This window comes from Paenisporosarcina quisquiliarum (assembly GCF_027563315.1).
Classification (GTDB): domain Bacteria; phylum Bacillota; class Bacilli; order Bacillales_A; family Planococcaceae; genus Paenisporosarcina; species Paenisporosarcina quisquiliarum.
On the sequence record NZ_JAMKBJ010000002.1, the window covers coordinates 145481 to 171175 of the forward strand.

Genomic DNA, 25695 nt, shown 5'->3' on the forward strand with positions numbered 1-25695 from the left:
ACGTGTGCTGTTTTTTTGTGAAGTTCTCTTACGTCAAACGGTCACAATCTTCCCAGAGCTGCGGCATCCGCTTCAACGCATTGTTTGTAAATTTTTTTAACTTCGGTATAAACCCTTGCAGTTGAAGATCTGACAATGTAGTCGCATACAGCCATTCACGCATCAATTCATTTGGAAATAATAAATAATTCCAATCAATATTGGCGAGCGAAGGATGTTCTTTTATAAGTGCATCCAAATCGTAATCAAAGTGCGGCAATACCCGGTGAGACCATAAAATAAGTTCCACTTCTGCAGGACCTATGCAGGCCAGATCAAAATCAATGATGTACATCCGGTTTTTATGATCACGCACAAAATTATGATGAACAACATCTCCGTGCAGCAGAGTTACGTTTTCACGTCTGATTGGCTTCAGCTGAGCTAAAGAATCTTTGGCGAGCTTCGTAATTCTCTGGGTTTTGGAAGAACCGAGTTTTTGAATCAGAAAGGGCTCAACTTGTTGCCATTTTTCCAAACGATGAGCCCACTTCCGATTTAAATCAATCTCCTGAAATAGACCGGACTTCTGCCAGGCTACCTGATTTCTAGTAGCGTGCAGTTGATGGAGCACTTCAAGAGATTTTTTTCGATCTTCTGATTGATTGAATTGGACTTTCTTTCCACTTTCAATCCACGGCTGCTGGATTACGAATGCGTCTGGATATGGTTCAATTGGAACCATGAAATCCGCACCCGCTTTAGTTAACTGTTCATGTATATAACGTATCTTGTCTGCATCTATTTCATATTCATATTTTTTTAATGAATACGCATGGGGTCCAATTTGCCATTTCCACACATTTGGCTTTAATTGAACGTAATGCCCTCGTTCCACTTTTTAAAAGTAGCGAACGGGATTCGGATAACCCCTATGCCCTTGTGGAGCGGGCCACATATGACACGGCATGCACGCCATGAATGGAGACATATGCTGAGGCATCATTTGTTGCGGCATCATCATGTGCTGAGGCATCATTTGATTATTTTCCTGTGCACCAAGCACTTCATTCGGATATGGATATTGTCCATATATCGGCTGTTGTGCATAATTCTGTTTACCACAACCACATGGTCTAGGTGCTCCACATCCGCATGGTGATGGCGCCCCACAGCCACATGGAGGCTGGTGATGGAATTGTTGGTATTGAGGTGGCAGTGTCGGTACTTCAAGTGACGATTCACTCAAGGAACTGGAATCTAGTAATTGCCAGCCCTGAACTTGTGAATTTGATTGTGGCTGTGCCTTCGGAACTTCCGCAGCCGGAGCTTGAGTTGGAGCCTTTGGTGCCGGCACCGGTGCTGGCATTGGCATAGCTTTCGGAAGCGGCGGTGGTGCTGGCATTGGCATCGCTTTTGGAGGCGGTGTTGGTGCTGGTGCTGGCGCTGCTTGCGGTGGTAATTGTACTTGCAGATGAACGTCCATATCAGGTATTGGAATCCATCCGTATGGAATGCCCATATATGGAGGCATCATTTGATTCATCATTACATGTTGATTTATTGGTTGATTGATTGGTTGATTGATTGGTTGCGGCATCGGCTGCGGTTGTGGCATTGGTAGAGGTGCTGGTTTCATGGTAGGTTTTTGAACAGGTGGAGCTGGTTGAGGAATCGGTTTCGGAGCTGGCTCCTTCGTGTATTCCTCCTTCATTTTCTTAACAGGTCGGTCATTGTTATACGGATGTTCCATATTTTCCTGCGTTTTTGCCGTCTTCGTTGGCACGAAAATTTTCATGCCGGGGACGATATAATCAGGATTGGCCAAATGCGCGTTCAAACGTTTCACTTCATCAAAAGATACACCATATTGCTTTGCAATTTTCCACAGTGTATCTCCTTTTTGCACAACATGTACGTGCAAAATAATTCCCCCTTTCATCTATGTATCCTATGAATCACATTTTGATTTGGTCACATTATTGCTGTACATGATAAACTATGAGTACACGTGCTATAGATATGCATGAAAAGGACGGGATCGCGTTGAAGAAATTATTAGGAGAAGAACGGCGTCATCAATTACTGGACTTGCTAAAAGCATCTTCTGAGCCAATCAAAGGCACCGAATTGGCGAAACAGGCAGGGGTCAGCCGCCAAGTAATCGTTGGGGACATGACTTTACTAAAAGCACGAAATGAACCGATTTTGGCAACGAGTCAAGGGTACGTATATATGAAGAATTCAAATGAAAACCATGCGTCCGAACGCCAAATCGCCTGTGTCCATTCCCCGGCTGATGCACAGGATGAATTGTACACATTGGTCGATGCGGGTGTTACAGTCAAAAATGTCACAGTCGAACACCCTGTTTACGGAGAATTTACTGCCTCTATCATGGTGTCGAACCGCCACGAAGTCGATTTATTTTTGGCACGCGTAAAAGAAACTGGCGCAAGCTATTTATCTGAATTGACGGACGGAATACATCTGCATTTAATTGCGGCTTCTTCAGACGAATTTCTGGAAGCAGCGGTTGAGGGAATGCGAAGTAAAGGCTATTTGGCGGATGAAGGTTGAGAGAAGGACGTCATTGCACTATGAGCAATGACGTCATTTTCTTTAAAATGGTGGGTGGATTTAGGAGGAAATTGGTTAGTTGCTCCCATTTCGTTAAAGTTGCTCTCAAATTTGAAAAGTTGCTCCAAAACCGGTGAAAGTTGCTCCCATTTTCGAAAAGTTGCTCCAAAACACAAAAAAGGAATGACTGCGTGATCCGCGGTCATTCCTTTTTGTATGTAAAATATGTACCGAGAGATTTCACTTCGCACCCTAGAGCACGCAGTTCTTCTTTCGCACCTTGCATCATAACGGATTGTTCATCATCGAGAACATCCATGATAAAGAAGTAGTTTCCAAGTCCTGTTTTTAAAGGACGAGACTCAATTTTGCTTAAATTCAGTTGACGCCATGAAAATACCGACAATACTTGATGCAACGCACCTGATCTGTCGTCTACAGGCAATTTAATCATGAGTGTCGTTTTTGGCGAGTTGTCATGACCTTTTTTATCAAGTTTAATGTTCTTTTTTTGAAGAACAAAAAACCGTGTATGGTTAAAATGAAAATCATGAATATTTGGTTCCACAATGGTCAGTCCATATTTCTTGGCAGCAAACTCATTGCCGATTGCCGCAATCGTTCGCGATGGATTTTCAGCTACATATTTCGCTGCTGCTGCAGTGGATGTCGTCTGTTCCAAAGGTACGCCACGGAATCGATAATACAAATATTTATGGCACTGCGCCAGGGCATGTGGATGTGAATAGACCATTTCGATATCTTGCCAATTCTCCACTTGCTGCGGGTGCACCATAAAATGTTGTTCGATCGGGGATAAAATTTCTGCCGAAACATGCAGTTCCACATCGTGAAACAAATAATCGATTGTTAAAGGTACCGAGCCTTCGAGAGCATTTTCCAGTGGCACTACGGCAAATTCGACTTCCCCATTTGCCACTGCTTCAATGCATTCCGGGATGGTTGCGTAAGGCATAAGCCATTCCCCTGCAAAGACAGTTCCTGCCGCCAGATGTGTAAACGATGCTTCTGGCCCCAAATAAGCCACACGTGATTCCCAATCTTTGTTTACCATGCAAGACACTCCTTAAGATGCGCCGGAACTGATGACTTCTGCTGATTCCACAAAGTCCAGTCGTTTCAGTTGTTGAATAAAATCATCCAATTGCCTATTCATGGCGGTTACATCCAGTGACAACGTCACATTGGCTCGACCTTGAATCGGAATTGTCTGATGGATTGTCAACACATTACACTGTGCTTCAGCTACTGTATTTAATAGCGTGGCAAGCGTTCCTTTGCGATCTTCCAGTTGTAAAAACACCGTTAAAATACGTTCTCGAACAATGGAGTGGAAAGGAAAGACGGCATCCCGATATTTGTAAAATGCGCTACGTGATAAGTCGACTTTTTTTACCGCGTCCCAAATCGAAGCGACTTCTCCACTTTGCAATAACTGCTTGGCATCAAGTGTTTTTTGCATCGCTTCCGTCAACACATCTTCTCGCACTAAATAATATCGTTGTTCAGATACGTCTTTCATATGTCCATCCTCCCTTTCTATTCGATGAATTCGAATTCGAACTCAAGAAGTCTTACTGTATCGCCATTTTCCGCACCACGTTCACGCAATGCTTCATCAACACCCATACCACGAAGCTGACGAGCGAAACGACGAATTGAGTCTTCTCGAGAGAAGTCGGTCATCTTGAATAAGCGTTCGATTGATGAACCACTTAATACATATGCGCCATCATCATCACGTGAAATTTCGAAACCATCACGTTCAGATTGGTGTTTGTAAAGAACCGTTTTGTCTGATTCTTCTGCAGCCATTTCATGAATCAAGAATTCTTCTGTCACTTCCAATAAATCAGCTACAGCGAATAATAGTTCATTCAGACCTTTACGTGAAAGTGCTGAAATCGGGAAGATCTTCACATCTTCCGGTAATTTCTTACGGAATTCAGCCAAGTTTTCTTCTGCATCAGGCATGTCCATTTTGTTCGCTACAATCAATTGTGGACGTTCTGTCAAACGTAAGTTATATTGACGAAGCTCTTCATTGATCGTTACATAATCATCATAAGGATCGCGACCTTCAATACCCGACATATCAATTACATGCACGATTACGCGTGTACGCTCGATATGACGAAGGAATTGGTGACCAAGACCTACACCTTGGCTAGCGCCTTCAATTAGACCTGGCAAATCAGCCATTGCAAAGCTACGGCCATCCGTTGTTTCAACCATTCCAAGATTCGGAACGATTGTTGTGAAATGATAAGCTGCAATTTTTGGTTTCGCTGCTGATACTACAGATAGCAAAGTAGATTTCCCTACACTTGGGAATCCAACCAAACCTACGTCAGCTAATACTTTAAGCTCTAAAACCACTTCAATTTCTTGTCCTGGTTCGCCTTTTTCTGATAGCTCAGGTGCCGGGTTTTGAGGTGTTGCAAAGCGACAGTTTCCGCGTCCTCCACGTCCACCTTTTGCAATAACCGCTCTTTGACCATGCTCAACTAAATCAGCTAATACTGGTCCGCCTTCTTCAGCCATTACGACTGTGCCCGGTGGAACTTTAACGATTAAATCGTCCGCTCCGCGTCCGTGCATTCCTTTACTTTGTCCGTGATCGCCACGGTCTGCTTTGAAATGACGTTTGTAACGGAAATCCATTAACGTACGCAATCCTTCTTCTACTTCAAAGATTACATTCCCTCCGCGGCCGCCATCGCCACCTGCAGGACCACCATTTGGTACATACTTTTCACGACGGAACGCGACCATACCATCGCCGCCATCTCCGCCTTTAATGAATATCTTTACGTGATCGACAAACATTGACTATCCCTCCTTGCTTTCTTCTATATGAAAACGCCAGTTCTTGGTCGTTTTGCATTCATGGGTCAGTGAAACTTGTGGTAATTTTGAAAGTTCTTGCTGAATAGGTTGCCATTTTCCGCTCGCATCAAACGTCAGTTTAAATGTCGTCGGGTTACACACAATATGAATGTGCAAAAGCTGTTCTGTAAACGGATCTAACTGTCGATGTAACAGGTTCGTTGCTTCTTCGAGTACATGTTGGATTTGTTCATCAAACAATAAATTGCATTCGGAATCAATGGTGTTGGTAATACTCACTTGAAATCCAGGAAAACGCCAATTGGCCGTCTGGAGCCATTCAGATGTAAATGGTAGATTCAACTTCGAAAGTTCATAAAAAGCTTTAACTTCTGTCGTGTAGTGATCAATTGCCGCCTTCGCGTCTTCCAGTCGTGCAAGATCAATATTCATTTTGATCAGTTGCAACTGATTCAAAAAATCATGGCGTGCGAATCGCAATGCCTCATTTACTGAAAACGGTTTTTCGGTCATACATCACACACTCTCCATTATGCTAGTCTCATTTCCTAAGTATACCAAGAAATGAAGTGATTTTGTTGCAATTAAGTTAAGCGCAGTACGCTGGAAATCGATCCATTACAGTATGAGAAAACTTTATCATCTCATAATCCTTTGCAAGAGCCAGCATTCTTGATTAAAAATGCAATTTGTACAGTTTTTTGAGAAAAAGAAAAAGGACTGCAGTTATGCAGTCCTTTGGCTGTTTGAATTAAGCTTCTTGAGCTACAGGATATACACTAACTTTTTTCTTGTCGCGGCCATAACGCTCAAAGCGTACGATTCCGTCAACTTTCGCAAAAAGTGTGTCATCTCCACCACGGCCTACGTTTTCACCTGGATAAATTTTAGTACCGCGTTGACGGTATAAAATTGAACCACCTGAAACCATTTGACCATCAGCACGTTTAGCGCCAAGGCGTTTTGATTGTGAGTCACGTCCGTTACGAGTCGAACCTACTCCTTTTTTCGATGCGAAAAACTGAAGATCTAATCTTAACATCATTTGTTTCACCCCCTACTTTTTGAAGGTTATTTTTATATATTGTCCATAATCTTGTTCAATCGTTTGTAAAGAAACAATCATCGCTTGTACAATTAATTGCACTTGTTCATTCGAAGGTGAATTCAGATCCTGCGGAAACGAGACTTTGAGAAACCCGCCGTCTTGTCCTTGCTTCACATCTGGAATGACTTTTGTAAGTTCAGCTATTGCATTGACTGCTCCAAAAGAAACAGCGGTTGCGGCTGCACAAACTAAATCTTTTCCATGTTCAGCAAAATCTGCATGGCCTTTCATTTCAAACGAATGAATGTGATTGGATTGATCTTTTTCAATCGTTACAGTTATCATCGGTTACACATCTTATAGGTTGATTGAATCAATCACAAGTTTTGTGTATGGTTGACGATGACCTTGTTTTTTACGGTAGTTCTTTTTCGCTTTGTATTTGAAAACTGTGATTTTTTTACCGCGGCCGTTTTTCACGACTGTAGCTTTTACTGTTGCTCCTTCAACGAAAGGAACTCCCACTTTCACGTTGTCTCCACCTACGAATAATACTTTGTCAAATGTGAAAACGTCTTCAGCATCAACACCTAATTTTTCGATGTAGATTTCTTGACCTTTTTCAACTTTGATTTGCTTACCACCAGTTTCGATAATTGCGTACATTTTACTGCACCTCCTCTTAGACTCAGACTCGCCTTAAATGAGGTGATCTTTGCAGATGCTTAAACCTCTTCAGAGCGGTTGTAGTAGCACGGGTGCTACAAACAATAACATTAAAACTTTACCATAATGCTAAGGCAGCGTCAACTGCTTCGTTACAATTTTATAGAAAGCTTCTTCATATTTCCGGTATTGCCATGAACGTATATTTTGGAAGACGATGAATGTGAAAATTAATGCCAGGTGTAATTTTTCAAAAGTCACCAAAATTAATAGCGTTGAAACGCTGATAGAAAGCGCCAATAAAGTCTCATGATATCGTTTAGACAAAATGGCTTTCAATGCTTGTCCGCCGTCCAGTGGCAAAATCGGAATCAAATTCAACGCAAGTATAGTCAACTGGACCTCATTAAAAAAAGCCTGTCCAGGAAATTGGAAAGGTTGGGCAACTAAATAGAGAACCGCCGTTGCCAGTGGCCCAGCAATCGCAATGAGCCACTGATGATGAGTAGGAGCCAAATGAAGATTCTTAATTTTTATTTCGCCACCATACGGGAGAATGGTGCAACTGGTCATTTTGAGGCCCGTCCATTTCGCCACCGCAATATGCCCCAACTCATGAATCAGTAAGGAGCCGAAAATGATGCTGTAATGCGCAAGTTGCGCTGTCGCAATCAGGTAAATAATAATCGGGATCATAATGGGATGCATGCGGATTTTATTGAAGTACATCGTTCATCCAATCTTTAATCGCTGTTGGCTCTAGCAATTCTCCGTCACGTTCTACCTTCACAAACATTGAACCCGGCTTCACTTCCGCAATTAAATCATTAGCGGCCACCGCTGTATAAGGAAGATTAGAAAAGTTTTCAACAAATCCATATGTCACAGTATCCCCGCTATCATAAAGGACTGTCATCGTTTTTCCTGTATGTCGGGTATGACCTGTAAATAAAATGATTCCATCTTCGCGAGCGACAACCTCAATCGAGGTATTATAGGAAACAAGCACGCCTTCTTCATACGGTTGCATAGATTCGTAGGAAGCCATCGTTGGAATCATAGGGTCTCTTTCGGGCGAAGCAGTTACTGGTATGATTTCTGGTTGCGAGCTTGTTGGAAACTGAGCGAGTACGAACTCGCGAACCATTTGAATGTCTTTCCCTTCCGTAAATAGAGTGCGAAGTTGTGAAGTTTGGTCATTTCGTTCCTGTATTTGTATGGTTGCGATAATGCCAATGGTAAATATGCATGCGATGATCCATTTATTTGTAGATTTCATGCTGCAGCCCCCCTTTTCGGGTAGTATATGCAGGGCTTGTTCGGTTTATTTCTATGAATCTGGGGGTTTTGGAGCAACTTTGGAGATTTGGGAGCAACTTTCTTAATTTGGGAGCAACTTTTGATAGTTTTGGAGCAACTTTCGTTATTTGGGAGCAACTAACCAATCTCCTCCTAACGCTTCCTCATTTCGGAAACCAAAAACCGTTCCAATCTGTAAGGTTCGAACTTCAATATATAAACTCTATTCTTTGGCCCAAATTGATATGATTCATGGGCATGATTTAAGATACGTAAACTTAAAAAACGATCCTCAATGCCAAGCCACCATTTCAATTCTTTGCTTGAAATTTCACGACCGAATAGCAATTGATATTCCTGCAATGTCGCTAAATGGGCATCCTTATCACGATAGCCACAGCGTTCACAAAGCCAAGTTGAATACGTCCGTACCATGCCGATATGGAAACATTCGGTGCACCTCACTCCACACCTCAACTTCCGACCATCAAGGTTTAGTCGTTCGAACAACTGACTATCCTCTACCTTCACCCTATTTCCTTTCATCAACTTTCTCATAATCTTCAAGTCTTCACTATTAAATAACTCTTTACTTGAACTTTCCATTTTCTCTAATAAATCTGTCAGTGCATCAATCGGAATAACAGGGAATAAATGGGGTGCTTCCACCACTATTCCAGAGCGGCTCGCCAGAACAATGATTCCCCTAACTCGCACATCCACCTCTTTACTGTGGAGACGCCTCTGTAACACTTTGACCGCACGCTGCAGTTGCAGCTCGGGATTGCGCATTCCTTCCTTCTTGCCCTCTCCATTCAGTCGATAGAATTGCTTGTTGTGTACACTGAAAAATAACTCACCAGTCATGTTTTTCACTTCCAATATGCAAACAAATCTGGGATTAACCACAACAATATCAACTTGAGTACCATCTATAAACACATTCCGAAAAATACGAGTTTCCTTCGATAAACGAGCCTCCACTAAAAACTGTATGACTTTTTCTTCACCAGCAAAACCAGCTTTCGTTGTCCGGTATTCACTTTCGGTAATTTTTGACTCCCCTGCTCTCGAATGTAAGCACACATTCTTAAAACACTTAATTGATACGTTTTCAAATTATTCAGTCTTATCTCCTCCTAAAAAAATCCCCCACTCGATTTGAATGGGGGATTCAGATAAATTATTTAGCAAAAATGGATTTAAGTTTAGAGAACATGCCTTTGCGTTCTTGTTCCAATGACATTAATGGAACAGATTCGCCTAGAATACGACGGGCGATGTTGCGGTAGCCTAGAGCTGCACGGTTTGTTGGATCCATGACAACTGGCTCCCCTTTGTTCGAAGAGGTGATGACATTTTCGTCATCCATGATGATACCAAGCAAATCGATCGACAGATGCGTCGTGATTTCATTGACATCAAGAGCATCACCGGATTTCATCAAATGTTGACGAATACGGTTAATGATTAATTTAGGCGGTGCAATATCTTCTTGCTCAAGCAAGCCGATGATACGGTCCGCGTCACGCACTGCTGAAATTTCAGGAGTTGTGACAACGATTGCACGATCAGCACCGGCAACTGCGTTTTTGTATCCTTGTTCAATACCTGCTGGACAGTCAATCACGACATAGTCGTAATCACGTTTTAATTCCGTCACAAGCTCTTTCATTTGTTCCGGGTTAATCGCGTTTTTGTCTGTCGTTTGAGCTGCTGGAAGCAGGAATAATTTATCATCAAAACGTTTGTCTTTAACTAAAGCTTGGTGTACTTTACAACGTCCTTCGATTACATCAACCAAATCATAAATGATGCGGTTTTCTAAACCAAGCACAACGTCAAGGTTTCGTAAGCCGATATCGGTATCGATTAAACAAACTTTCTTGCCTTGAAGTGCCAATGCAGTCCCGAGGTTAGCAGTTGTCGTTGTTTTACCAACGCCTCCCTTACCTGAAGTAATTACGATAGCTTCTCCCACATTAGCTTCCTCCTTTAAATGTAGATAATTGCGGTCTTAATAAACGCAGATCTTGTAATCTATCAATGGCGATAAAGCCATTAGCATGTAAGTATGCGCATTCCATTTCTGGTTGTTCTGAAAGAATGGTCAGTTCATCGGTCATAATTTCAAGTGCTTCATGAATCATTAGATGGGTTGCTTCCAACCAAGAGGCAGCGATTACTGCTTCTTTATTACCATTCGACCCGGCATGGGCAATTCCCTTTAAACGGCCGAGAACAAAAATATTGCCACCAGCAATTACTTTGCCGTTCGGGTTAACATCTCCCACAACGACTAAGTCGCCTTCCGCCCGGACAACTTGTCCAGAACGAACGATGCCAACATATGTTTCAGATTGACGCTCTAATATGCGACGGTTGCTTTCTTCTACTGAAATGACGTCACTTTGCACTCGTGAAACACGTAAATGCGGAGACGTGTGCACGCTCGCAATGAGTTCTTTCGTTTGCTCTTCTGAACAGTAACGGTTACCAAGTTGCAGCAAAACCTCTGCTTGTCCATCAATGCCTTCGTCCGATACTTTGCGTTTTAGTTCTTCCACCAGTTCGGCATATGCGCATTGATCATCAAGCCGAAGCACTAGACCGTCTTTTGTCCCTTTTATGTAGACTAGTTGCTTTTTCGTCGTCAAATGCGTCACCTCACGCGTAGAATCAATTTGGCTGATTTAATCGCTGCAACAAACGTGCATTGATTACGTATTTAAATGCCCAGCCGAGCACCACTAAGAAAATTGAATTTGCAATCATTGTCGGGATTAACCGTTCGCGTACAAATACCGCAAGCGAAATATCCGTTAACCCGATCAATGAAAAGAATTGATACAGCACGAATTCAAGACCGGCAACCAGTACTAATGACAATGTAGTTGTCACGATCAGATGCTGGTGAATGAATTTCACTATAAAACTAGCAATTAAACAAATTAATGGATATAAAAAAGAATACAATCCAATAATATCAATGAAAAACACATCATACAAGAGCCCAAAAAGTAATGCATACAACATCGCGCGATTGCGACTATAGTAGATGGAAATGAATATTAAATACATGATGAGAAAACGAGGAATTAAAAAACGATACTCCCCACTAATATCGAGGGGAGAAAACAATCCGAACACCGGTTCAAGATAAAACAGCACGACGGCAATGGCTGGAATGATCATTCGCTTCATGAGGCATCCTCATCTTCATCCGTCCCACTGTTATCACCGTCTGTACCGTCTACTGTTGTCATCGTCCGTTTTGCAATCATGACATGATCAAGCAAGGCAAAATCTGCCGCTGGTTTGATGTATGCCATTTTAGTCAGCCCGAAATCGTCTGTCGAAACTTCAGTAATTTCCCCGATTAAAATCCCTTTAGGGAAAATCCCGCCTAGTCCAGATGACATGATTTTCTGGCCTTTTTCAATTTTAATATTGGAATCGATTCGTTTTAAAATAAGTTCTTTTCGTTCATCATCGTATCCTTCTATTAAACCGAATACTTCTTTTTCACCCGTAACCATCGCAGATACACGATAGTTCGGATTTTGAGTTGATAAAAGTTCTACGGTTGAAGTGAATGGTGTTGTCAAAACGACTTTCCCAATTAACCCTTGTGCCGTAAGGATGGCCATGTTTTTTTTGACTCCATGGACTTCCCCTTTATCGAGAATTACTTTTTCTTCCCACTGATCAGGATTTCTCGCGATTACAGTTGCCTGAATCGGTTCATAGTCCCTGAGATCGTCCTGCTTGTCTACGATGTCTCGAAGCCTAGAATTCTCGGATGCTAAATCGTTGACTTCCGCTTGCAATTTCGCGAATTCTTCCAAACGATCTTTCAAACGTTTGTTTTCATCGTACGTATTTAACAAAGCATCGACATTATCGAAAACACCTGTTATGTACTGTGTTGGTTTTGAGAAAATTGATTGCCCAAAACCAACGACATCTTTAATAATTTGTTCAGGTAACGACGCATTATCACGATCTCTGAGAGAGAAGCTGATCAATGCCACAAGAAAAATCACCCCGACAAGCAGTAAAATCAAACGCTTATTCGAAAAAAAATGTGGCATTGGAACGGTCCTCCTTAGTGTTTAGAATGTTGGCGAATCGTGTTCATATGATCGAGCGCCATTCCCGTACCAATTGCGACGCAATCCAATGGATTTTCTGCAATGAAGACAGGCATGCTTGTCTCATCGCTAATTACTTTGTCCAAGTTTTTAAGTAAAGCCCCACCGCCAGTTAACACAATTCCGCGTTCCATTACGTCTGCAGATAATTCTGGAGGAGTTTGTTCTAACGTTTTTTTCACGCCGTCAATAATCGCTGAGATCGACTCGCGAAGTGCTTCTGCAATTTCTTCAGAAGAGATCTCGATTGTTTTTGGAAGACCTGTCACTAAATCGCGTCCACGGATTTCCATTTTTTCAACGTTATCTATTACTCTAGCTGAACCGATTTCCATTTTGATTGCTTCAGCCGTACGTTCACCGATCGTTAAGTTGTACATTTTACGGATGTAACTTGTAATCGCATGATCCATTGCGTCACCAGCAACACGAACTGATTCGCTCGTTACAATTCCACCAAGGGAAATAACTGCAACTTCAGTAGTACCACCACCGATATCAACGACCATACTGCCCGTTGGTTCCCAAACTGGCAAGTTCGAACCGATTGCCGCTGCAAATGGTTCTTCGATTGTCACTGCATCACGTGCGCCTGCTTGACGAGCTGCATCAATAACTGCGCGACGTTCTACTGAAGTAATCCCGTAAGGAACACAAATCATGACATTCGGCTTTTTCCATGAACCGCCTGAAGCTTTCATTGCTTCTTTTAAATAGTATTGAATCATTGATGTTGTAATATCGAAGTCCGCAATTACGCCATCTTTCATCGGGCGAATCGCCACGATTGAACCTGGTGTACGACCAATCATATTTTTAGCATCGTTACCGACTGCAACGATGTCACCATTATTCGTATTTCTTGCGACTACTGAAGGTTCGCGTAAAACGATCCCTTTTCCTTTAATAAATACCAAAGTATTTGCTGTGCCAAGGTCAATCCCGACATCTTTTGCTCCAAATCCAAACACGATATGTTCTTCCTTTCTATCCTTAGCCAGTTAATCTTAGCTTAGTTTAAACCATAACTTTGATTATAACGGATAAAAAGAGAAAATCACAGTGTCACATGTAACCCTTTTCTTTCAAACTGATAAATTGATGGTCGCCGATAATGACATGGTCGAGCAATTCAATCCCCATTATGTGTCCGGCTTCCTGTATTCGCTTGGTCACTTCGATGTCTTCCGGTGAAGGTGAAGGGTTTCCAGACGGATGATTATGCGCACAAATAATCGCGGCAGCCGAACGTTTTACGGCTTCCCTAAAAATTTCCCGTGGATGTACGATACTCGCATTTAAACTGCCAATAAAAATGGTTTGTTTATGTAACACTTGATTTTTGACGTTCATGAAAAGCACGACAAAATTTTCTTGTTTAAGAGATGTCATATCCGCCATTAAAAATGTCGCTGCGTCTTTTGGTGATCGCACCGTAAACTTTCCATCCGTTTGCTGTTGCGCAAGTCTTCTTCCAAGTTCGACCGCCGCAAGCAACTGAACTGCTTTTGCTTCACCAATGCCTTTGACGGACATAATTTCTTCGATAGTGGCATTTTTCAACTCATGCAATTGTTCAAAAAACGTCAATACCCGATTCGCCAAATGCAAGACGGATTCCTGCTTCGTACCCGTTCTAAGTAAAATGGCAATCAGTTCTTGATTGGACAGTGCAGCGGCTCCTTGGTTCATTAATCGTTCACGAGGACGGTCAGAGGCATGGACATCACGAATCATTAAGGATGGTTTCATTTCAGTGATCATGGCGCGCTCCTGCTGACTTCCATTCAATCAGCTGCAAGTTTTTCAGTTCTCGATACAGTTCCGCAACCGGTAGTCCCACGACATTATTGTAATCCCCATTAATATGTTCCACCATCAATGCACCGGCTGTCTGGATACCGTAACCTCCTGCTTTGTCAAAACAATCGCCACTGGCTACATAACTGTCGATCCATTCGTCCGACAGTTGATAAAATGTAACTTTTGTCTTTTCGAAAAATACACTGCAAATATCTTCAAAATAAATAGCTACACCGGTTATCACAGTATGTGTTCGACCGGACAATCGTCGTAAATATCGTTTTGCCATTTCTGCGCTCTGCGGTTTTCCTAGAGGCTCATCGTCAATGAAAACCATGGTATCGGCACTGATAACGATGGCGTGTTGATTACGTTCAGCGACTGCCAGTCCCTTCTCCATGGCAATATTGCAAACCAGTTCAGATGCCGATCCTCCATAAATGGAGTTCTCATCCACCTCCATTGTTTTCACTTCGAATGGGACGCCAATCAGTGACAGCAGTTCTTTTCTCCTCGGTGATGCAGACGCTAAAATAAGCGGTTTTGTCGTTTTAAATTCCAATGAAATCAGCTCCTTTTTGACATCATACAGAACGATGCCACAGTTGAAAAATGTGTCGAAAGGGCAATAATTTCATTTTAACCAATTTAAGACGTCTATAATTCAATTTTCAAGCAGTCATTTTGCGCGAAATAATGTGATAATAACTGAACCCGAATGACATTAAAATCCTTCGAAAGCGTTGATAAAGCAGTGATATTGGAATCCCAGTCCTTCGGCTTTGCCCCTTCATTTCCAGTACCCGCAAAATTAAATTTTGCCGGGTCTTGATTTGCAAGAAAAACAGGCAATTTTTGCATCGACTGTTCGGTACATGCGGACGAATTAATCTTGAATGGTTTTACAAATGAATCAGTGCTCCCCTCCACTTTCACTTCACTCTCCACAGTGCTTGCAGCGGACCACACATAATATTTGCCGTCCGTAATGACAATGGCTGCAGATTTCATGGCTGGATTTGACTGAAGCAATGCAGTGGCACCGTCGGCTGTAGTAAACACGCCGTGTTGCTTCGCATAAAATTGAGTCGGTGTTGTCACATCGGCCGGTGCCGTCACTTCCACTTGTTCAGGCTTCTCAGGCGTCGCAGGTATCACTGGTGTTTCGGCTGTTGTTGAAATGTCTTGCCACTGAATAAAAATGGCGAAGAGGCCAATCGAAACAGCTCCGATAAGAAAACCATGTATGATTGCCAATGTGTATGAAAACTTTGAGAATGTTTTTGAAAAACGCACTTGATCACCCCGTTTTTCTTTAAAGCTACCACGTGGGCAATAAAAAAAGACAAGACCGGTGTCGGCTTGTCCAAAAAAGTTTTCGAGTTAAAATAACAAATTCATATACCAGTCGAGTATTTCCTGGCCATAAAAATAGACAACAATTGCAGCGAGAGCAATGGACGGTCCAAAAGGCACTGGCGTTTTTCGTCCTTGTTTTGAACGGCGTAAGTGTATGACGCCAACGATGGCGCCGATAAAAGCAGCCAAGAATAACGTTAACAATGTCGGTAACATCCCAAGTACTAGACCAATCACAGCAAACAATTTGATGTCACCTCCACCCATGCCGCCTTTCGACAAAACGGCAATCAGCAACAAAATTCCGAATCCACCTGCCGCTCCTATGAGGCTGTCCCACCAAGGTTCAAGTGGCGATAAAAATCTTGCGACAATCAATACTACACCAAAGAACAATAAAACCTTATCTGGAATGAGCATATAAGCAAAATCCGAAACCGTGATGATGACGAGCATGGAAATGAACAGAATCGCTACGACTAATTCCATTGAGAAACCGAGTTTATAGAACGCAAAAGCAAACAATATCCCCGTTAAAAGTTCCATCACCGGATAAATCCAACTGATTTTCGTGCCACAGCCACGGCATTTTCCTTTTAGGAATACATATGAAAATATCGGTACCAAATCTTTAATCGTCAAGCGTCGATCACATATCGTGCAGTGTGAAGGGGGCGAGACGATTGATTCATTTTTAGGCACACGCAATCCCACTACATTGAAAAATGAACCAAATATAAGACCGTAAATGAAAAATAATGTTGTATATAAAATGACCATAAATGCCTCTCAATCAAACAAAAACTGGAGGCAACGTACGCTCTCCAGTTTTGTCGGGTTATTTTGGAATGATAAGTGTAGAATTTGCCAATACCTTATCTGTCTTTAGTCCATTAGCTTCTTTAATTAACTCTTCACCAGAACGATCACCATAGTATTTTACCGAAATGGAGTATAAAGTATCACCAGGTTGAACCGTGTAGGTTTGAGTTTCAAAGTTACTGGTTACAGAGTTTGACTCGCTTCTCGTTTCTCCCTCAGCGTCATTTCCAGCCGTTTGACCATCAATGTTTGTCGTTTCCTTTTCACTTGGGACAACTACTTCACCACTGTCAATGCCGTTGTTCGCAGGAAGCGGATTCACTTTATCTGCAGGTGCTGGTGTATCGACTTTCGGACCTTCTTCGAGAAGCTCGGTTAGGTCAGGTCGGTAAAATGCCGAGAACGTTAGGGTCAATTGCAGTTTCTCATCTTCTTGATCCACTGTTGTCACTTCACCTGAAGAGCTGAACTGAATGGAATCAATAATTAAAATTCGATCCAATCGTTCAAGTTCAGCAATGAAAGACTCTAAAGTCGAATATGTAGGCGTTTCAATCGACAAACTTACAAGTAGTTCCTGAAGTGTTTCGACCCCTTCCGGAGGAGCTTCAATGACAAATGGTCCTTCCGTAAAACTGACAGATTGGACCAATGATTGTGAGACCACTTCTGCCTTTTCAATTTGCAGTAACACAAGTTCGGTTAATGGATCTACTGGCACTTTCTTTTGCAATTCAAGCGAACTGACGACTGGAATTTCAGGCTGATCCGCAAGTTGTTGCTCCAATGCAAACAATACTTGTCGATCCGTTGTTAACGTCGTTTCAGCGACAGCTAAACTTTCTTTTTTAGGGGAGTAGAAAGTGAAATATGAATAGGCAATCATTGCGAGACAAAATAAACTGGATACTACAATCAAGCCGATTTCTTTTTGTTTACGGGACAGACTACTCATTGCCATCATCTCCTTGTGCATCATCCACAGGAGGCTGCGTTTCTGTTGCAGGTGTTCCAGCTGGCTGTTCTTCTACAGGTGCTTCCCCATCTGTTGGGGTTTCCCCTTCGACAGGCGGTGCATTTGGATCAACTGGAACCGCAGTTCCTTCAGCTGGCATCCGTGTATCTAAGAAAGTGATTGAGTAGGAAGCCAAATAACGTGGCATTACCGGTTCAACTGTCTCATCTGTTGTTGCAGTACCGTCAGCTTCTGCGTCCTCTTCTTCTGCCAACGGTTGATATGTAAGAGTCGATAATGCCACAGCAGTGATCATATCTGACGATTTTAATTGAGTTAGATAAAATGCAGCTTCACGTGATGTATCAAACTGCACATCTATGAGAGCTTCACTTGGAGAAGTGAAGGAAAAGTTCATGAAAAATCCTCGTTCAGGGAGAAGTGAAGTAAGCTCCCGAATTAACGGTAACGTATCATATTGATATGCTTCTGCCCAATCCACGGTTTTTTGGAGCTTTTGTGTATCATTAAGTGCTTCTGTTGTCAGCATCTGTTCTTGAATGGAAGCTTGCTGACTGGCAACTTCTACACTTTGAGCTATAAGAACTTGTTGTTTGCTTTCATAAGAATTTCCTAGGAAATATAAAACGAGCCCAACGACCAATCCGATGAAAATAAGTAAGATGGCAGCCACGATAAAGGCAGGACGGTCCCGTTCTTTTTCGGCAAGTAAATTTATATCGACTAACATCTTTACACCTCTTTCAACGCAAGACCGAGTGCTCGATTAAAGCGTATCGGGATGGCTTTTCCATCTTCTAAATAGATCGTTTCGCGGACGACTGTCGAAGTCATCACATCAAAACGGTTTTCCATTTTACGCAATAATTCTTCCCAACCATCCATTTCACCGTTAAGCAAAATATGGGTGATGCCTTCATTTCCCTGGTTCATATTGTAGCGATAGAAATTAATGAGCTTTTCGATTTCAGAAATGAGCGAATCCATTTTAGATGTTTGTGCACCACTAAAGAAATTTGATTCATCAGGCTCAGCGACTTCCACAGGACGCATAAATAAAGGGAAATGTTGATGGAAAATCGAAACGGTATAATTATCGTTTTTGATATCCAATAGCAGAATATGTTCTTCACCGGTGTAGGCGTATTGAGAATAAGCCAAACGATATAGAGCTAATGGTCCAATATCGGCTACAATGGGTTTCATTTTAACTTCTTCAAAAACGTCTTCATATGTATTTAAAATGCTTTCTTTTGAAGCAATGAGTATCGCTTCTTTTGTATCAGTTGATGCAGTATAAGGGACTACATCGAAAACGGGGTCTTCGAACGGTAAATAAAGCGTCGAACCAATTTCAATAAAGAAGTGGCCTTTCAACTCATCCCTTCGAACGTCGGGAGGATATGATAGTTTGCGGATGATCACATATTCGTCGGGTGCAAGGAACCGAACAGATTTGCGGGAAAGTTTCCATTCTTCCACGGCCTCGCCTAAAATCGACATCAGCGTATCCGCGTCCACAATTTTGCCATCCGTCACAACGCCGGAAGGCAAAGAACGCTCCTCTGCACAAACTACATGCAAAGGAGACGTTGACTTCACTTCCACCATTCGGATCGCATCTTCTTCAATTGTAACCGTCGCCACGCGCGAGCGTTTGTTTAGGAACGAAGGTGTGAAATTCATAGAATCAGCTCCTAATTACTATATCTTTAGTGTTAAGGTGCAGTACCTAGGCTAGTACCTTTGAATGCAGAGTTAGCAATAGCACTAATTTGAGACTTGGTAAGTCCATCACCGCCTGCTAGAATAGTATGTGTAGCAGTCCCCGTACCTGCTCTGGTTACAGAGTTATCAGGATTTGCACTCCCAGAAATCTTATTACCACCTAGTGCTTTTTTGATTACAACTGTATCAAATAATGATCCTTGATCATCTAAGTAAGACGTTGTTGGCGTCACACCACTCATTGTCTTGCCTGCAAGTATTCCAACCGTTACAGTGTCACCGTTAGCACTGTTATTTTCAGTAAAGTAAACATTAGCAGCAGCCAAAGCGTTTTGATAGTCTGATTTCACAGCACCATTCCTACTGTTTTCAATAATATTCCCAATCGCCGGAATAGCAATTGCTGCGATAATCGCCAAGATAACGATTACTGCTAGAAGCTCAATTAATGTAAGACCTTTTTGTTCTTTTAATTTGTTTTGAATGAATTTTTTCATCCTGTAAGCCTCCCTTTTTTCTATTAAATGGTACTGCTACCATTACCATTTCATAATAGCACCTTTATATGTCGAAATATATAGATAAATAGACTTTATACTCATTTTAAATTTATTAATTTTGAACTATTTACATATTGTCCACATTCTCAAAAAGACCAAACATAGGCAATAAGATTGCCAAAACAATGGTGCCCACAAGTCCCGCTAATAAGACAATCATCAAAGGTTCAATCATTGCTTTCAGCTTGTCGGTTTCCGCATCGACTTCTTTTTCATAGAATTCCGCTACCCGCTCTAACATGTGATCAAGAGCCCCGGTTTGTTCTCCAATCGAAATCATATGGGGAATCAACGGCGGGAATGCCCAATGACCCATCATCGGTCCCGTCATCGATTCACCCCGCTCTAGCCCATCACGAGATTGGAGAATGACTTTCCCAATCACTTCATTGCCTACTACACGCTCTACCATTGTTAAAGCTACTAAAATTGGAACCGAACTAGAATACAACGAACTTAATGTTCGGGTCATTCGAGCCAAGGCAGCTTTTTTCAAGATGTTACCAAAAATCGGCATACGTAATAATATCGTATCGAGCATATAACGACCCTTTTCATCTTTTCTCACTAGCCATAATCCACCTACGAAAATGACAACAATTGCAATCAATAAATACCAATAATTCTGCACAAAATCACTCGCGCCCATTACGAACTTGGTGATGAGAGGTAATTCCCCTCCAAAATCATTGAACATTTCGACGAACATTGGAACGATAGACGTCAACAGGAATATAACAACCCCTATGGCTAAAACTGCAACTATGACAGGATAGGTCATTGCCGAAACTACTTTTTGACGAGTCGCATATGCTTTTTCAAAATGCGTAGCCAAACGATCTAATGATTCATCAATCGAACCCGTTAATTCACCCGCTTGCAATAAATTAATGACTAAAGGTTCGAATATTTTCGGGAATTTTCTAGCCGCTTCAGACAACGATTTACCGCTTTTCAATTCATCAGCAATTTCAACCAATGCACGACGTAAAGCTTTTGATTCTACTTGTTGAGATAGAATACCAACAGAATCAACAATCGTTACACCTGCACGCATTAATGTCGCAAATTGCCTCAAAAACATGATGAATTGATCACGTTTGACGGGATTTCCAATGACGATATCTTTTTGAAGAGCCGTTTCAGCCATCTGTTTAATTTCCGTGATGCGAATGCCATCATCTCGGAGTTTCATAATCGCTTCTCGTTGATTGGCTGCCTGGACAATACCTTTTCGGACGGCTTTACGGTCACGGCCTACATATTGAAAACGTGCCATTAGTGCTCGTCCCCTTCAAGATACGGTTGGGCCGCTTCTTGTGTAATTTGACCAGACTCGACAAGTACTTTTACGGAAGTTGACATCATGTGCATACCTGCAGCGCGATTCGTTAAAATGACGTTCGGAATTTGATGGACTTTTGCGGTACGAATTAAGTTCGAAATCGCTGGATTTGTAATTAAAATTTCAGTTGCCGCTCGACGACCTTTTCCATCCGCTGTTTTAATCAATCGTTGACTGATGACAGCTTTCAACACGCCACCTAGTTGTGTACGAACTTGCGCTTGTTGTTCAGGCGAGAATACATCGATAATCCGTTCAATCGTGGATGCGGCACTGGAGGTATGTAAAGTACCTAAAACTAAGTGACCCGTTTCAGCCGCCGTAATGGCAATGCTGATTGTTTCCAAGTCACGCATTTCCCCTACGAGAATAACGTCTGGATCTTGACGCAATGCTGCACGAAGACCATTAGAGAACGACTTCGTATCAAAACCTACTTCCCGTTGGTCGATAATACTTGTCCCGTGCTCGTGCATATATTCAATCGGATCTTCCAGTGTGATGATATGTAAGTTCATATCCGTGTTCATATGTTTAATCATCGCAGCCAAAGTGGTGGATTTCCCCGAACCCGTTGGACCTGTTACTAAAATAAGTCCTTGCTTCGTTTCAGCTAATTTCTTCAAGGTGTTCGGCATTTGCAATTGCTCTACTGTCGGAATAATTTGCGGAATAGTCCGGAAAGCGATGGATATTTTCCCTTTTTGATGGAAGGCATTTACACGAAAACGTGCTACATTTTCAACCACATGTGAATAATCCAATTCGCCTTGTTCCAAAAATGTATCCCATAATTTATCAGGAGTAATTGCTTTCGCCATTTCCCTCGACATTTCTGGTGTAATCGGTGTGGATCCGAACTTCACAAGTTCCCCTTGCACACGAAACACAGGAGGTACACCTACCGTTATATGAATATCTGATGCTTTTTGTTGAAAAGCATTGGTTAATAGAATATCTACTGATTCTCTCATTTTCTCACCTAGTCTTGGAGGGCTACACGCAGAATTTCTTCCGTCGTCGTTAGACCCTCTCTTACTTTCATTAGTCCGTCGTCTATTAAAAAGATGGTGTCATTCGCTTGGGCAATTTCGCGAATTTCCGCTGCCGTTCCACCACGGTTGATGACACTTTTAATTTTATCGTCAACGATTAACACTTCATGAATCGCCATACGCCCACGGTAACCAGTCATACCACATGATGGACATCCTTTTCCTCGTGAAACGGTTTGAATATCTAGTCCTCGTTTCTGGAAAATATCAATTTCACGTATCGTTGGTTCTTGTTTTTCTGCACAGTCACGACAAACTCGACGTACAAGACGTTGCGCAACTACCGCATTGATCGAACTCGTAACCAAAAACGGCTCCACTCCCATATCCATCAAGCGTGTGACCGATGCGATGGAGTCATTTGTATGTATCGTACTTAGTACTAAGTGACCTGTTAAAGAAGCTCTTATCGCAATCTCTACTGTTTCTTTGTCTCGAATTTCCCCAACCATGACGATATCAGGATCTTGTCGAAGAATCGAACGAAGACCAGCCGCAAACGTCAAGCCGACATTCGAGTTTACTTGAATCTGGTTAATTCCTTCGAGTTGATACTCAACCGGGTCTTCTACCGTAATGATGTTCACTTCTTCATCATTCAAGTAGCTGAGCGCTGCATACAGGGTGGAGGATTTACCAGAACCCGTTGGCCCAGAAATCAGGACAATCCCATTTGGTTTGGCAATTTCTTTCATGAAACGCTCATAATTCTTTTCATTGAAACCAAGTTTGGAAATATCGGTAAGATTGTTGGATAAATCCAAAATACGCATAACAATTTTCTCACCATAAACCGTAGGTAATGTTGAGACACGTAAATCGATAGGACGAAAATCCACGTTGGTTTTAATACGTCCATCTTGAGGAATGCGGTGCTCGGTAATATCAAGCTTTGACATAATTTTCACACGAGCAGTGACCATTCCTTGCATTAACTTCGGTAGTGTTCGTTCATCGTGTAGCACTCCATCAATTCGGAAACGAACCAATAATCTTGTTTCTTGAGGATCGAAATGAATATCACTCGCTTTTTGTGTAACGGCCGCAGATAAAATCTGATTGACGATTCTTACAACTGGTGCATCAATATCCAGCAATTCTTCCTGTTTATCAACGGCAGAAGCTTGATCTACCAGGAAATCGTCAAACGATTCTTCTTCGTAATATTTATTGATGGTTTTTAAAATATCTTCTTTTGAGGCAATCGCAGGTATGATCTGAAATCCGGTAATCAGACGCAAATCATCCATCGTAATGAAATCCATCGGGTCTTTCATGGCTACATATAATTTGTCTCCTTCTACTTTCAGAGGGACGATCAAACTGCGTTTTGCCACGTCTTTCGGAATCAGATTAAATAACTTCGCTTCAAATGGATAGTGATATAGCTGAACTTGGGGAATGCCAAGTTGAATTTCAAGTACTTCTAGCAATTGTTGCTCAGTGATAATTCCTTGTTGCAAAAGTGCGTCCCCAAGTTTCTCTTCACGTGGTTTGTTTTGCAACACATTCGTTAATTGGTCATTTGTGATCAAACCATTTTCAACTAGTAAGTCACCCAGTCTTTTTCGAATCAAGTTGCACGCCCCCTATTACTTGCTTGGTGGAATGATATTTCCACCTTTGTCGTATTGTGGTTCAGAATCATCTTCATCATTGCTCCCAGTACCGCTAGTGGACCCATCATTCGTATCTGATGAACCACCTGTAGAAGATCCATCCCCCGTTGTACCCGTTCCACCGCTTGTGCCGGTGTCAGTTCCCGTTCCTGTAGAAGGTTGTCCGTTTGAACCATCAGTCGTAGTACCCGAATTACCTGTTGTACCTGTTGACCCGTCTGTAGGATTCCCAGAACCATCAGTCGATTTACCATTTCCTGAGCTTGCTTCGGGTGATGTGACTGTCAGAGGATGTATTTCTACTTTATGAACAGGTGGATAAAAATCCATCGAGACTTCTTTCGTCTCGATTATGGTAGAGTCTGAACTAATGTTTTTATATACTGCGACTTGCACACCATTTTCACCTTTCGTTTTGACACGAACTGTATTCGGTTCAACAAATGAGCTAAATTGTTTAATAATTTTCGGCAGAAATTCTTGTTTATCACTAATTGTCGTTTCGTATTGATAAACAAAAGGAAATCCTGTAAGGCTTGCATTCAGACCCGTCCCTACACCATTCAGATTAATCGTAAAGCCTGTTGCGTTAGGGTTTGTAAATACAAAGTCAACTCCAAGGTCGCGATTAATAGAGGCTTCGAAACCGAGTGGTACTTCTGTAGAAATAACAGGACCAATACTACGTTCATCCACCCCGAAATTCGTTTGCAGAACTGAGGCATATAGAATCGATGCGACAATCGTTAAATCTTGTTCCGTTAAAATCCCTAAATCATTCGTTTCAATAAACTCCAGCATTGAAAAAGTAGATTTTGGATTGATTGTGTATCCATTGAGCGCCGTCATTAAATTACGAATACCTGCTGACGATTCAATATTATTGAACGTCACATTAGTCACAGCCGTCTCGACAGTTGAACTTGTTAGTAACGTGCTTGTGATATCGATTGTTTGATTTTTTCGTCCAGCAGCAAGCTGTTCACGGATTGTCTTTGTGACAGAAGCAATTTCTTCCTTGCTAAAAATCATAGGAGAAAATTGTTGACCCAGAAATGTCCCTACGGATTCTTCCGTCACATCAAATTGTAGTTCATTTTTAGAACCATTCTCTGCTTCTTTCAACGTTTGATCCGTATTGAATTGAACAGCTTCCAATGGGAAAGGAACAACTGCGTCTTGCAACTTTATTTGGACAGTCGCTTGATCGAACCAACCTTTAACCCCTGTCTGCACGGTTACCGCAGCTTCAGTTTCAGGCAGATTTGAAACATCGTAAGGTCCTATATAAGTTTGTTCCCCAAATTCTTCTGATGGGAAAACTAAATCATCAATGACAAATGTACCCGCTTGAGTAACACCAAAAAATAATACAGTCGATCCAAGAAGAGCTGCAAAAGTCGTACCAAATAATTTATTGTTCATTTATTGGTCCTCCTTTTTCGCAGGTTTTAACCAGTCTTCAACTTGAGCATCAGTACCAGATTGTGCATTCGGTGTGGGTGAAGTTGCTGCAACATAGGATTCCGAAGGTTTTTCTAGTGCTTCTTTAATGGTTTTAGGTACGTTTAAATGTAATTCTTCTTCTCTTAATTTTTCATTTTCTAATCGCTTCGTTAAGACAACCGATCCCGCAAACAATAAACCTAACATAACTAAAACAGAGTAATAAAGACTTAGGGCTGATTGTGCTAACAAGCCAAAAAGCGCTATAACGAAACCGCCTACTAGAAACATAAGCTTAGTTTTTATATCTATTTTTTTAAAGAATAATATAACGATTGGAAACACGATGAATGCGACTAGGATCAGAATAAGGAATTTAATCATG

The 25695-nt window shown here is 41.8% G+C and carries 31 protein-coding genes and 1 other annotated feature; of the genes, 1 reads left to right on the top strand and 30 read right to left on the bottom strand.

Translation table 11 applies throughout. From position 1 onward, the window contains the following. Positions 1-28: 28 nt before the first annotated feature. Together M9R32_RS02950 and M9R32_RS02955 are read right to left on the bottom strand one after the other, a co-directional pair. Positions 29-841, bottom strand: a complete 813-nt coding sequence (locus tag M9R32_RS02950; RefSeq protein WP_269925258.1) for a phosphotransferase — start codon at positions 839-841, stop codon at positions 29-31. A gap of 39 nt (positions 842-880) precedes the next feature. Beyond that, a complete protein-coding gene (locus M9R32_RS02955; protein WP_269925259.1) occupies positions 881-1903 on the bottom strand; it encodes a LysM peptidoglycan-binding domain-containing protein in 1023 nt (340 codons plus the stop codon). Positions 1904-2025: 122 nt separating this feature from the next. Between M9R32_RS02955 and M9R32_RS02960 the strand changes: the two genes are divergently transcribed. Then, a complete protein-coding gene (locus M9R32_RS02960) occupies positions 2026-2559 on the top strand; it encodes a transcription repressor NadR (RefSeq protein WP_269925260.1) in 534 nt (177 codons plus the stop codon). 202 nt (positions 2560-2761) lie between these two features. On the opposite strand, the gene pheA is transcribed toward M9R32_RS02960, so the two are convergent. The 28 genes from pheA to M9R32_RS03100 all read right to left on the bottom strand — a co-directional run bounded on the left by pheA (position 2762) and on the right by M9R32_RS03100 (position 25694). Next, positions 2762-3634 (bottom strand): prephenate dehydratase, encoded by an 873-nt coding sequence (gene pheA, locus M9R32_RS02965; RefSeq protein ID WP_269925261.1) that lies wholly within the window; start codon positions 3632-3634, stop codon positions 2762-2764. Between the two features lie 12 nt (positions 3635-3646). Further along, positions 3647-4102, bottom strand: a complete 456-nt coding sequence (locus M9R32_RS02970; RefSeq protein ID WP_269925262.1) for an ACT domain-containing protein — start codon at positions 4100-4102, stop codon at positions 3647-3649. A 17-nt stretch (positions 4103-4119) separates the two neighbouring features. Continuing rightward, positions 4120-5409: a GTPase ObgE gene (gene obgE / locus M9R32_RS02975; protein WP_269925263.1), complete on the bottom strand. Its 1290-nt coding sequence runs from the start codon at positions 5407-5409 to the stop codon at positions 4120-4122. 3 nt (positions 5410-5412) lie between these two features. Next, entirely contained in the window at positions 5413-5943 is a 531-nt protein-coding gene (locus tag M9R32_RS02980; RefSeq protein ID WP_269925264.1) for a Spo0B domain-containing protein, read from the bottom strand. Between the two features lie 238 nt (positions 5944-6181). Next, positions 6182-6472: a 50S ribosomal protein L27 gene (rpmA, locus tag M9R32_RS02985; RefSeq protein WP_269925482.1), complete on the bottom strand. Its 291-nt coding sequence runs from the start codon at positions 6470-6472 to the stop codon at positions 6182-6184. 15 nt (positions 6473-6487) lie between these two features. Continuing rightward, positions 6488-6823, bottom strand: a complete 336-nt coding sequence (locus tag M9R32_RS02990) for a ribosomal-processing cysteine protease Prp (RefSeq protein ID WP_269925265.1) — start codon at positions 6821-6823, stop codon at positions 6488-6490. 12 nt (positions 6824-6835) lie between these two features. Then, on the bottom strand, positions 6836-7144 hold the full coding sequence (rplU, locus tag M9R32_RS02995) for a 50S ribosomal protein L21 (protein ID WP_016426797.1): 309 nt from the start codon (positions 7142-7144) through the stop codon (positions 6836-6838). A 14-nt stretch (positions 7145-7158) separates the two neighbouring features. Continuing rightward, positions 7159-7234 (bottom strand) — a sequence feature (ribosomal protein L21 leader region). A gap of 39 nt (positions 7235-7273) precedes the next feature. Then, positions 7274-7873 (bottom strand): metalloprotease, encoded by a 600-nt coding sequence (locus M9R32_RS03000; RefSeq protein WP_269925266.1) that lies wholly within the window; start codon positions 7871-7873, stop codon positions 7274-7276. Further along, positions 7860-8423 (bottom strand): hypothetical protein, encoded by a 564-nt coding sequence (locus tag M9R32_RS03005; protein WP_269925267.1) that lies wholly within the window; start codon positions 8421-8423, stop codon positions 7860-7862. Before M9R32_RS03005 ends, M9R32_RS03000 begins: the two co-directional genes overlap by 14 nt. 173 nt (positions 8424-8596) lie before the next feature. Then, a complete protein-coding gene (locus M9R32_RS03010) occupies positions 8597-9529 on the bottom strand; it encodes a nuclease-related domain-containing protein (protein WP_269925268.1) in 933 nt (310 codons plus the stop codon). Between the two features lie 97 nt (positions 9530-9626). Further along, positions 9627-10424 (bottom strand): septum site-determining protein MinD, encoded by a 798-nt coding sequence (minD, locus tag M9R32_RS03015; RefSeq protein WP_269925269.1) that lies wholly within the window; start codon positions 10422-10424, stop codon positions 9627-9629. 1 nt (position 10425) lies between these two features. Beyond that, the gene (minC, locus tag M9R32_RS03020) at positions 10426-11100 is read right to left on the bottom strand and encodes a septum site-determining protein MinC (RefSeq protein WP_272508259.1); all 675 of its coding nucleotides are present in this window, start codon (positions 11098-11100) and stop codon (positions 10426-10428) included. A 22-nt stretch (positions 11101-11122) separates the two neighbouring features. Continuing rightward, on the bottom strand, positions 11123-11647 hold the full coding sequence (gene mreD, locus M9R32_RS03025; protein WP_269925271.1) for a rod shape-determining protein MreD: 525 nt from the start codon (positions 11645-11647) through the stop codon (positions 11123-11125). Next, on the bottom strand, positions 11644-12537 hold the full coding sequence (gene mreC, locus M9R32_RS03030) for a rod shape-determining protein MreC (protein ID WP_269925272.1): 894 nt from the start codon (positions 12535-12537) through the stop codon (positions 11644-11646). Before mreC ends, mreD begins: the two co-directional genes overlap by 4 nt. 14 nt (positions 12538-12551) lie before the next feature. Beyond that, positions 12552-13568 carry a rod shape-determining protein gene (locus M9R32_RS03035; RefSeq protein WP_269925273.1) on the bottom strand — a complete coding sequence of 339 codons (1017 nt, stop codon included), beginning with the start codon at positions 13566-13568 and terminating at the stop codon, positions 12552-12554. Positions 13569-13662: 94 nt separating this feature from the next. Continuing rightward, positions 13663-14361 carry a RadC family protein gene (radC, locus tag M9R32_RS03040; protein WP_269925274.1) on the bottom strand — a complete coding sequence of 233 codons (699 nt, stop codon included), beginning with the start codon at positions 14359-14361 and terminating at the stop codon, positions 13663-13665. Then, complete coding sequence (locus M9R32_RS03045) at positions 14351-14962, bottom strand: Maf family protein (RefSeq protein WP_269925275.1); 612 nt, start codon at positions 14960-14962, stop codon at positions 14351-14353. Before M9R32_RS03045 ends, radC begins: the two co-directional genes overlap by 11 nt. Positions 14963-15057: 95 nt before the next feature. Next, on the bottom strand, positions 15058-15696 hold the full coding sequence (locus M9R32_RS03050; protein WP_269925276.1) for a hypothetical protein: 639 nt from the start codon (positions 15694-15696) through the stop codon (positions 15058-15060). An 87-nt stretch (positions 15697-15783) separates the two neighbouring features. Then, positions 15784-16539: a prepilin peptidase gene (locus tag M9R32_RS03055; RefSeq protein WP_269925277.1), complete on the bottom strand. Its 756-nt coding sequence runs from the start codon at positions 16537-16539 to the stop codon at positions 15784-15786. A gap of 58 nt (positions 16540-16597) precedes the next feature. Next, a complete protein-coding gene (locus M9R32_RS03060) occupies positions 16598-17536 on the bottom strand; it encodes a LysM peptidoglycan-binding domain-containing protein (RefSeq protein WP_269925278.1) in 939 nt (312 codons plus the stop codon). Then, a complete protein-coding gene (locus M9R32_RS03065; protein WP_269925279.1) occupies positions 17529-18287 on the bottom strand; it encodes a hypothetical protein in 759 nt (252 codons plus the stop codon). Before M9R32_RS03065 ends, M9R32_RS03060 begins: the two co-directional genes overlap by 8 nt. Before the next feature lie 2 nt (positions 18288-18289). Beyond that, the gene (pilM, locus tag M9R32_RS03070; protein WP_269925280.1) at positions 18290-19243 is read right to left on the bottom strand and encodes a type IV pilus biogenesis protein PilM; all 954 of its coding nucleotides are present in this window, start codon (positions 19241-19243) and stop codon (positions 18290-18292) included. 32 nt (positions 19244-19275) lie between these two features. Then, a complete protein-coding gene (locus M9R32_RS03075) occupies positions 19276-19782 on the bottom strand; it encodes a prepilin-type N-terminal cleavage/methylation domain-containing protein (RefSeq protein WP_269925281.1) in 507 nt (168 codons plus the stop codon). Between the two features lie 130 nt (positions 19783-19912). Further along, entirely contained in the window at positions 19913-21124 is a 1212-nt protein-coding gene (locus tag M9R32_RS03080) for a type II secretion system F family protein (protein ID WP_269925282.1), read from the bottom strand. Then, the gene (locus M9R32_RS03085) at positions 21124-22164 is read right to left on the bottom strand and encodes a type IV pilus twitching motility protein PilT (RefSeq protein ID WP_269925283.1); all 1041 of its coding nucleotides are present in this window, start codon (positions 22162-22164) and stop codon (positions 21124-21126) included. The genes M9R32_RS03080 and M9R32_RS03085 overlap by 1 nt, the downstream gene beginning before the upstream one ends. Before the next feature lie 8 nt (positions 22165-22172). Then, positions 22173-23822: a GspE/PulE family protein gene (locus tag M9R32_RS03090; RefSeq protein WP_269925284.1), complete on the bottom strand. Its 1650-nt coding sequence runs from the start codon at positions 23820-23822 to the stop codon at positions 22173-22175. Positions 23823-23837: 15 nt separating this feature from the next. Further along, positions 23838-25289, bottom strand: a complete 1452-nt coding sequence (locus M9R32_RS03095) for a VanW family protein (RefSeq protein WP_269925285.1) — start codon at positions 25287-25289, stop codon at positions 23838-23840. Continuing rightward, a complete protein-coding gene (locus tag M9R32_RS03100) occupies positions 25290-25694 on the bottom strand; it encodes a hypothetical protein (protein ID WP_269925286.1) in 405 nt (134 codons plus the stop codon). Between the last annotated feature and the right edge of the window lies 1 nt (position 25695).

Coding starts and splice junctions, on each gene's coding strand:
- pheA (WP_269925261.1), bottom strand. CDS start 3,634: ATGGTAAACAAAGATTGGGAATCACGTGTGGCTTATTTGGGGCCAGAA.
- M9R32_RS02970 (WP_269925262.1), bottom strand. CDS start 4,102: ATGAAAGACGTATCTGAACAACGATATTATTTAGTGCGAGAAGATGTG.
- obgE (WP_269925263.1), bottom strand. CDS start 5,409: ATGTTTGTCGATCACGTAAAGATATTCATTAAAGGCGGAGATGGCGGC.
- M9R32_RS02980 (WP_269925264.1), bottom strand. CDS start 5,943: ATGACCGAAAAACCGTTTTCAGTAAATGAGGCATTGCGATTCGCACGC.
- rpmA (WP_269925482.1), bottom strand. CDS start 6,472: ATGTTAAGATTAGATCTTCAGTTTTTCGCATCGAAAAAAGGAGTAGGT.
- M9R32_RS02990 (WP_269925265.1), bottom strand. CDS start 6,823: ATGATAACTGTAACGATTGAAAAAGATCAATCCAATCACATTCATTCG.
- rplU (WP_016426797.1), bottom strand. CDS start 7,144: ATGTACGCAATTATCGAAACTGGTGGTAAGCAAATCAAAGTTGAAAAA.
- M9R32_RS03000 (WP_269925266.1), bottom strand. CDS start 7,873: ATGTACTTCAATAAAATCCGCATGCATCCCATTATGATCCCGATTATT.
- M9R32_RS03005 (WP_269925267.1), bottom strand. CDS start 8,423: ATGAAATCTACAAATAAATGGATCATCGCATGCATATTTACCATTGGC.
- mreD (WP_269925271.1), bottom strand. CDS start 11,647: ATGAAGCGAATGATCATTCCAGCCATTGCCGTCGTGCTGTTTTATCTT.
- mreC (WP_269925272.1), bottom strand. CDS start 12,537: ATGCCACATTTTTTTTCGAATAAGCGTTTGATTTTACTGCTTGTCGGG.
- radC (WP_269925274.1), bottom strand. CDS start 14,361: ATGATCACTGAAATGAAACCATCCTTAATGATTCGTGATGTCCATGCC.
- M9R32_RS03055 (WP_269925277.1), bottom strand. CDS start 16,539: ATGGTCATTTTATATACAACATTATTTTTCATTTACGGTCTTATATTT.
- M9R32_RS03060 (WP_269925278.1), bottom strand. CDS start 17,536: ATGAGTAGTCTGTCCCGTAAACAAAAAGAAATCGGCTTGATTGTAGTA.
- M9R32_RS03065 (WP_269925279.1), bottom strand. CDS start 18,287: ATGTTAGTCGATATAAATTTACTTGCCGAAAAAGAACGGGACCGTCCT.
- pilM (WP_269925280.1), bottom strand. CDS start 19,243: ATGAATTTCACACCTTCGTTCCTAAACAAACGCTCGCGCGTGGCGACG.
- M9R32_RS03075 (WP_269925281.1), bottom strand. CDS start 19,782: ATGAAAAAATTCATTCAAAACAAATTAAAAGAACAAAAAGGTCTTACA.
- M9R32_RS03080 (WP_269925282.1), bottom strand. CDS start 21,124: ATGGCACGTTTTCAATATGTAGGCCGTGACCGTAAAGCCGTCCGAAAA.
- M9R32_RS03085 (WP_269925283.1), bottom strand. CDS start 22,164: ATGAGAGAATCAGTAGATATTCTATTAACCAATGCTTTTCAACAAAAA.
- M9R32_RS03095 (WP_269925285.1), bottom strand. CDS start 25,289: ATGAACAATAAATTATTTGGTACGACTTTTGCAGCTCTTCTTGGATCG.
- M9R32_RS03100 (WP_269925286.1), bottom strand. CDS start 25,694: ATGATTAAATTCCTTATTCTGATCCTAGTCGCATTCATCGTGTTTCCA.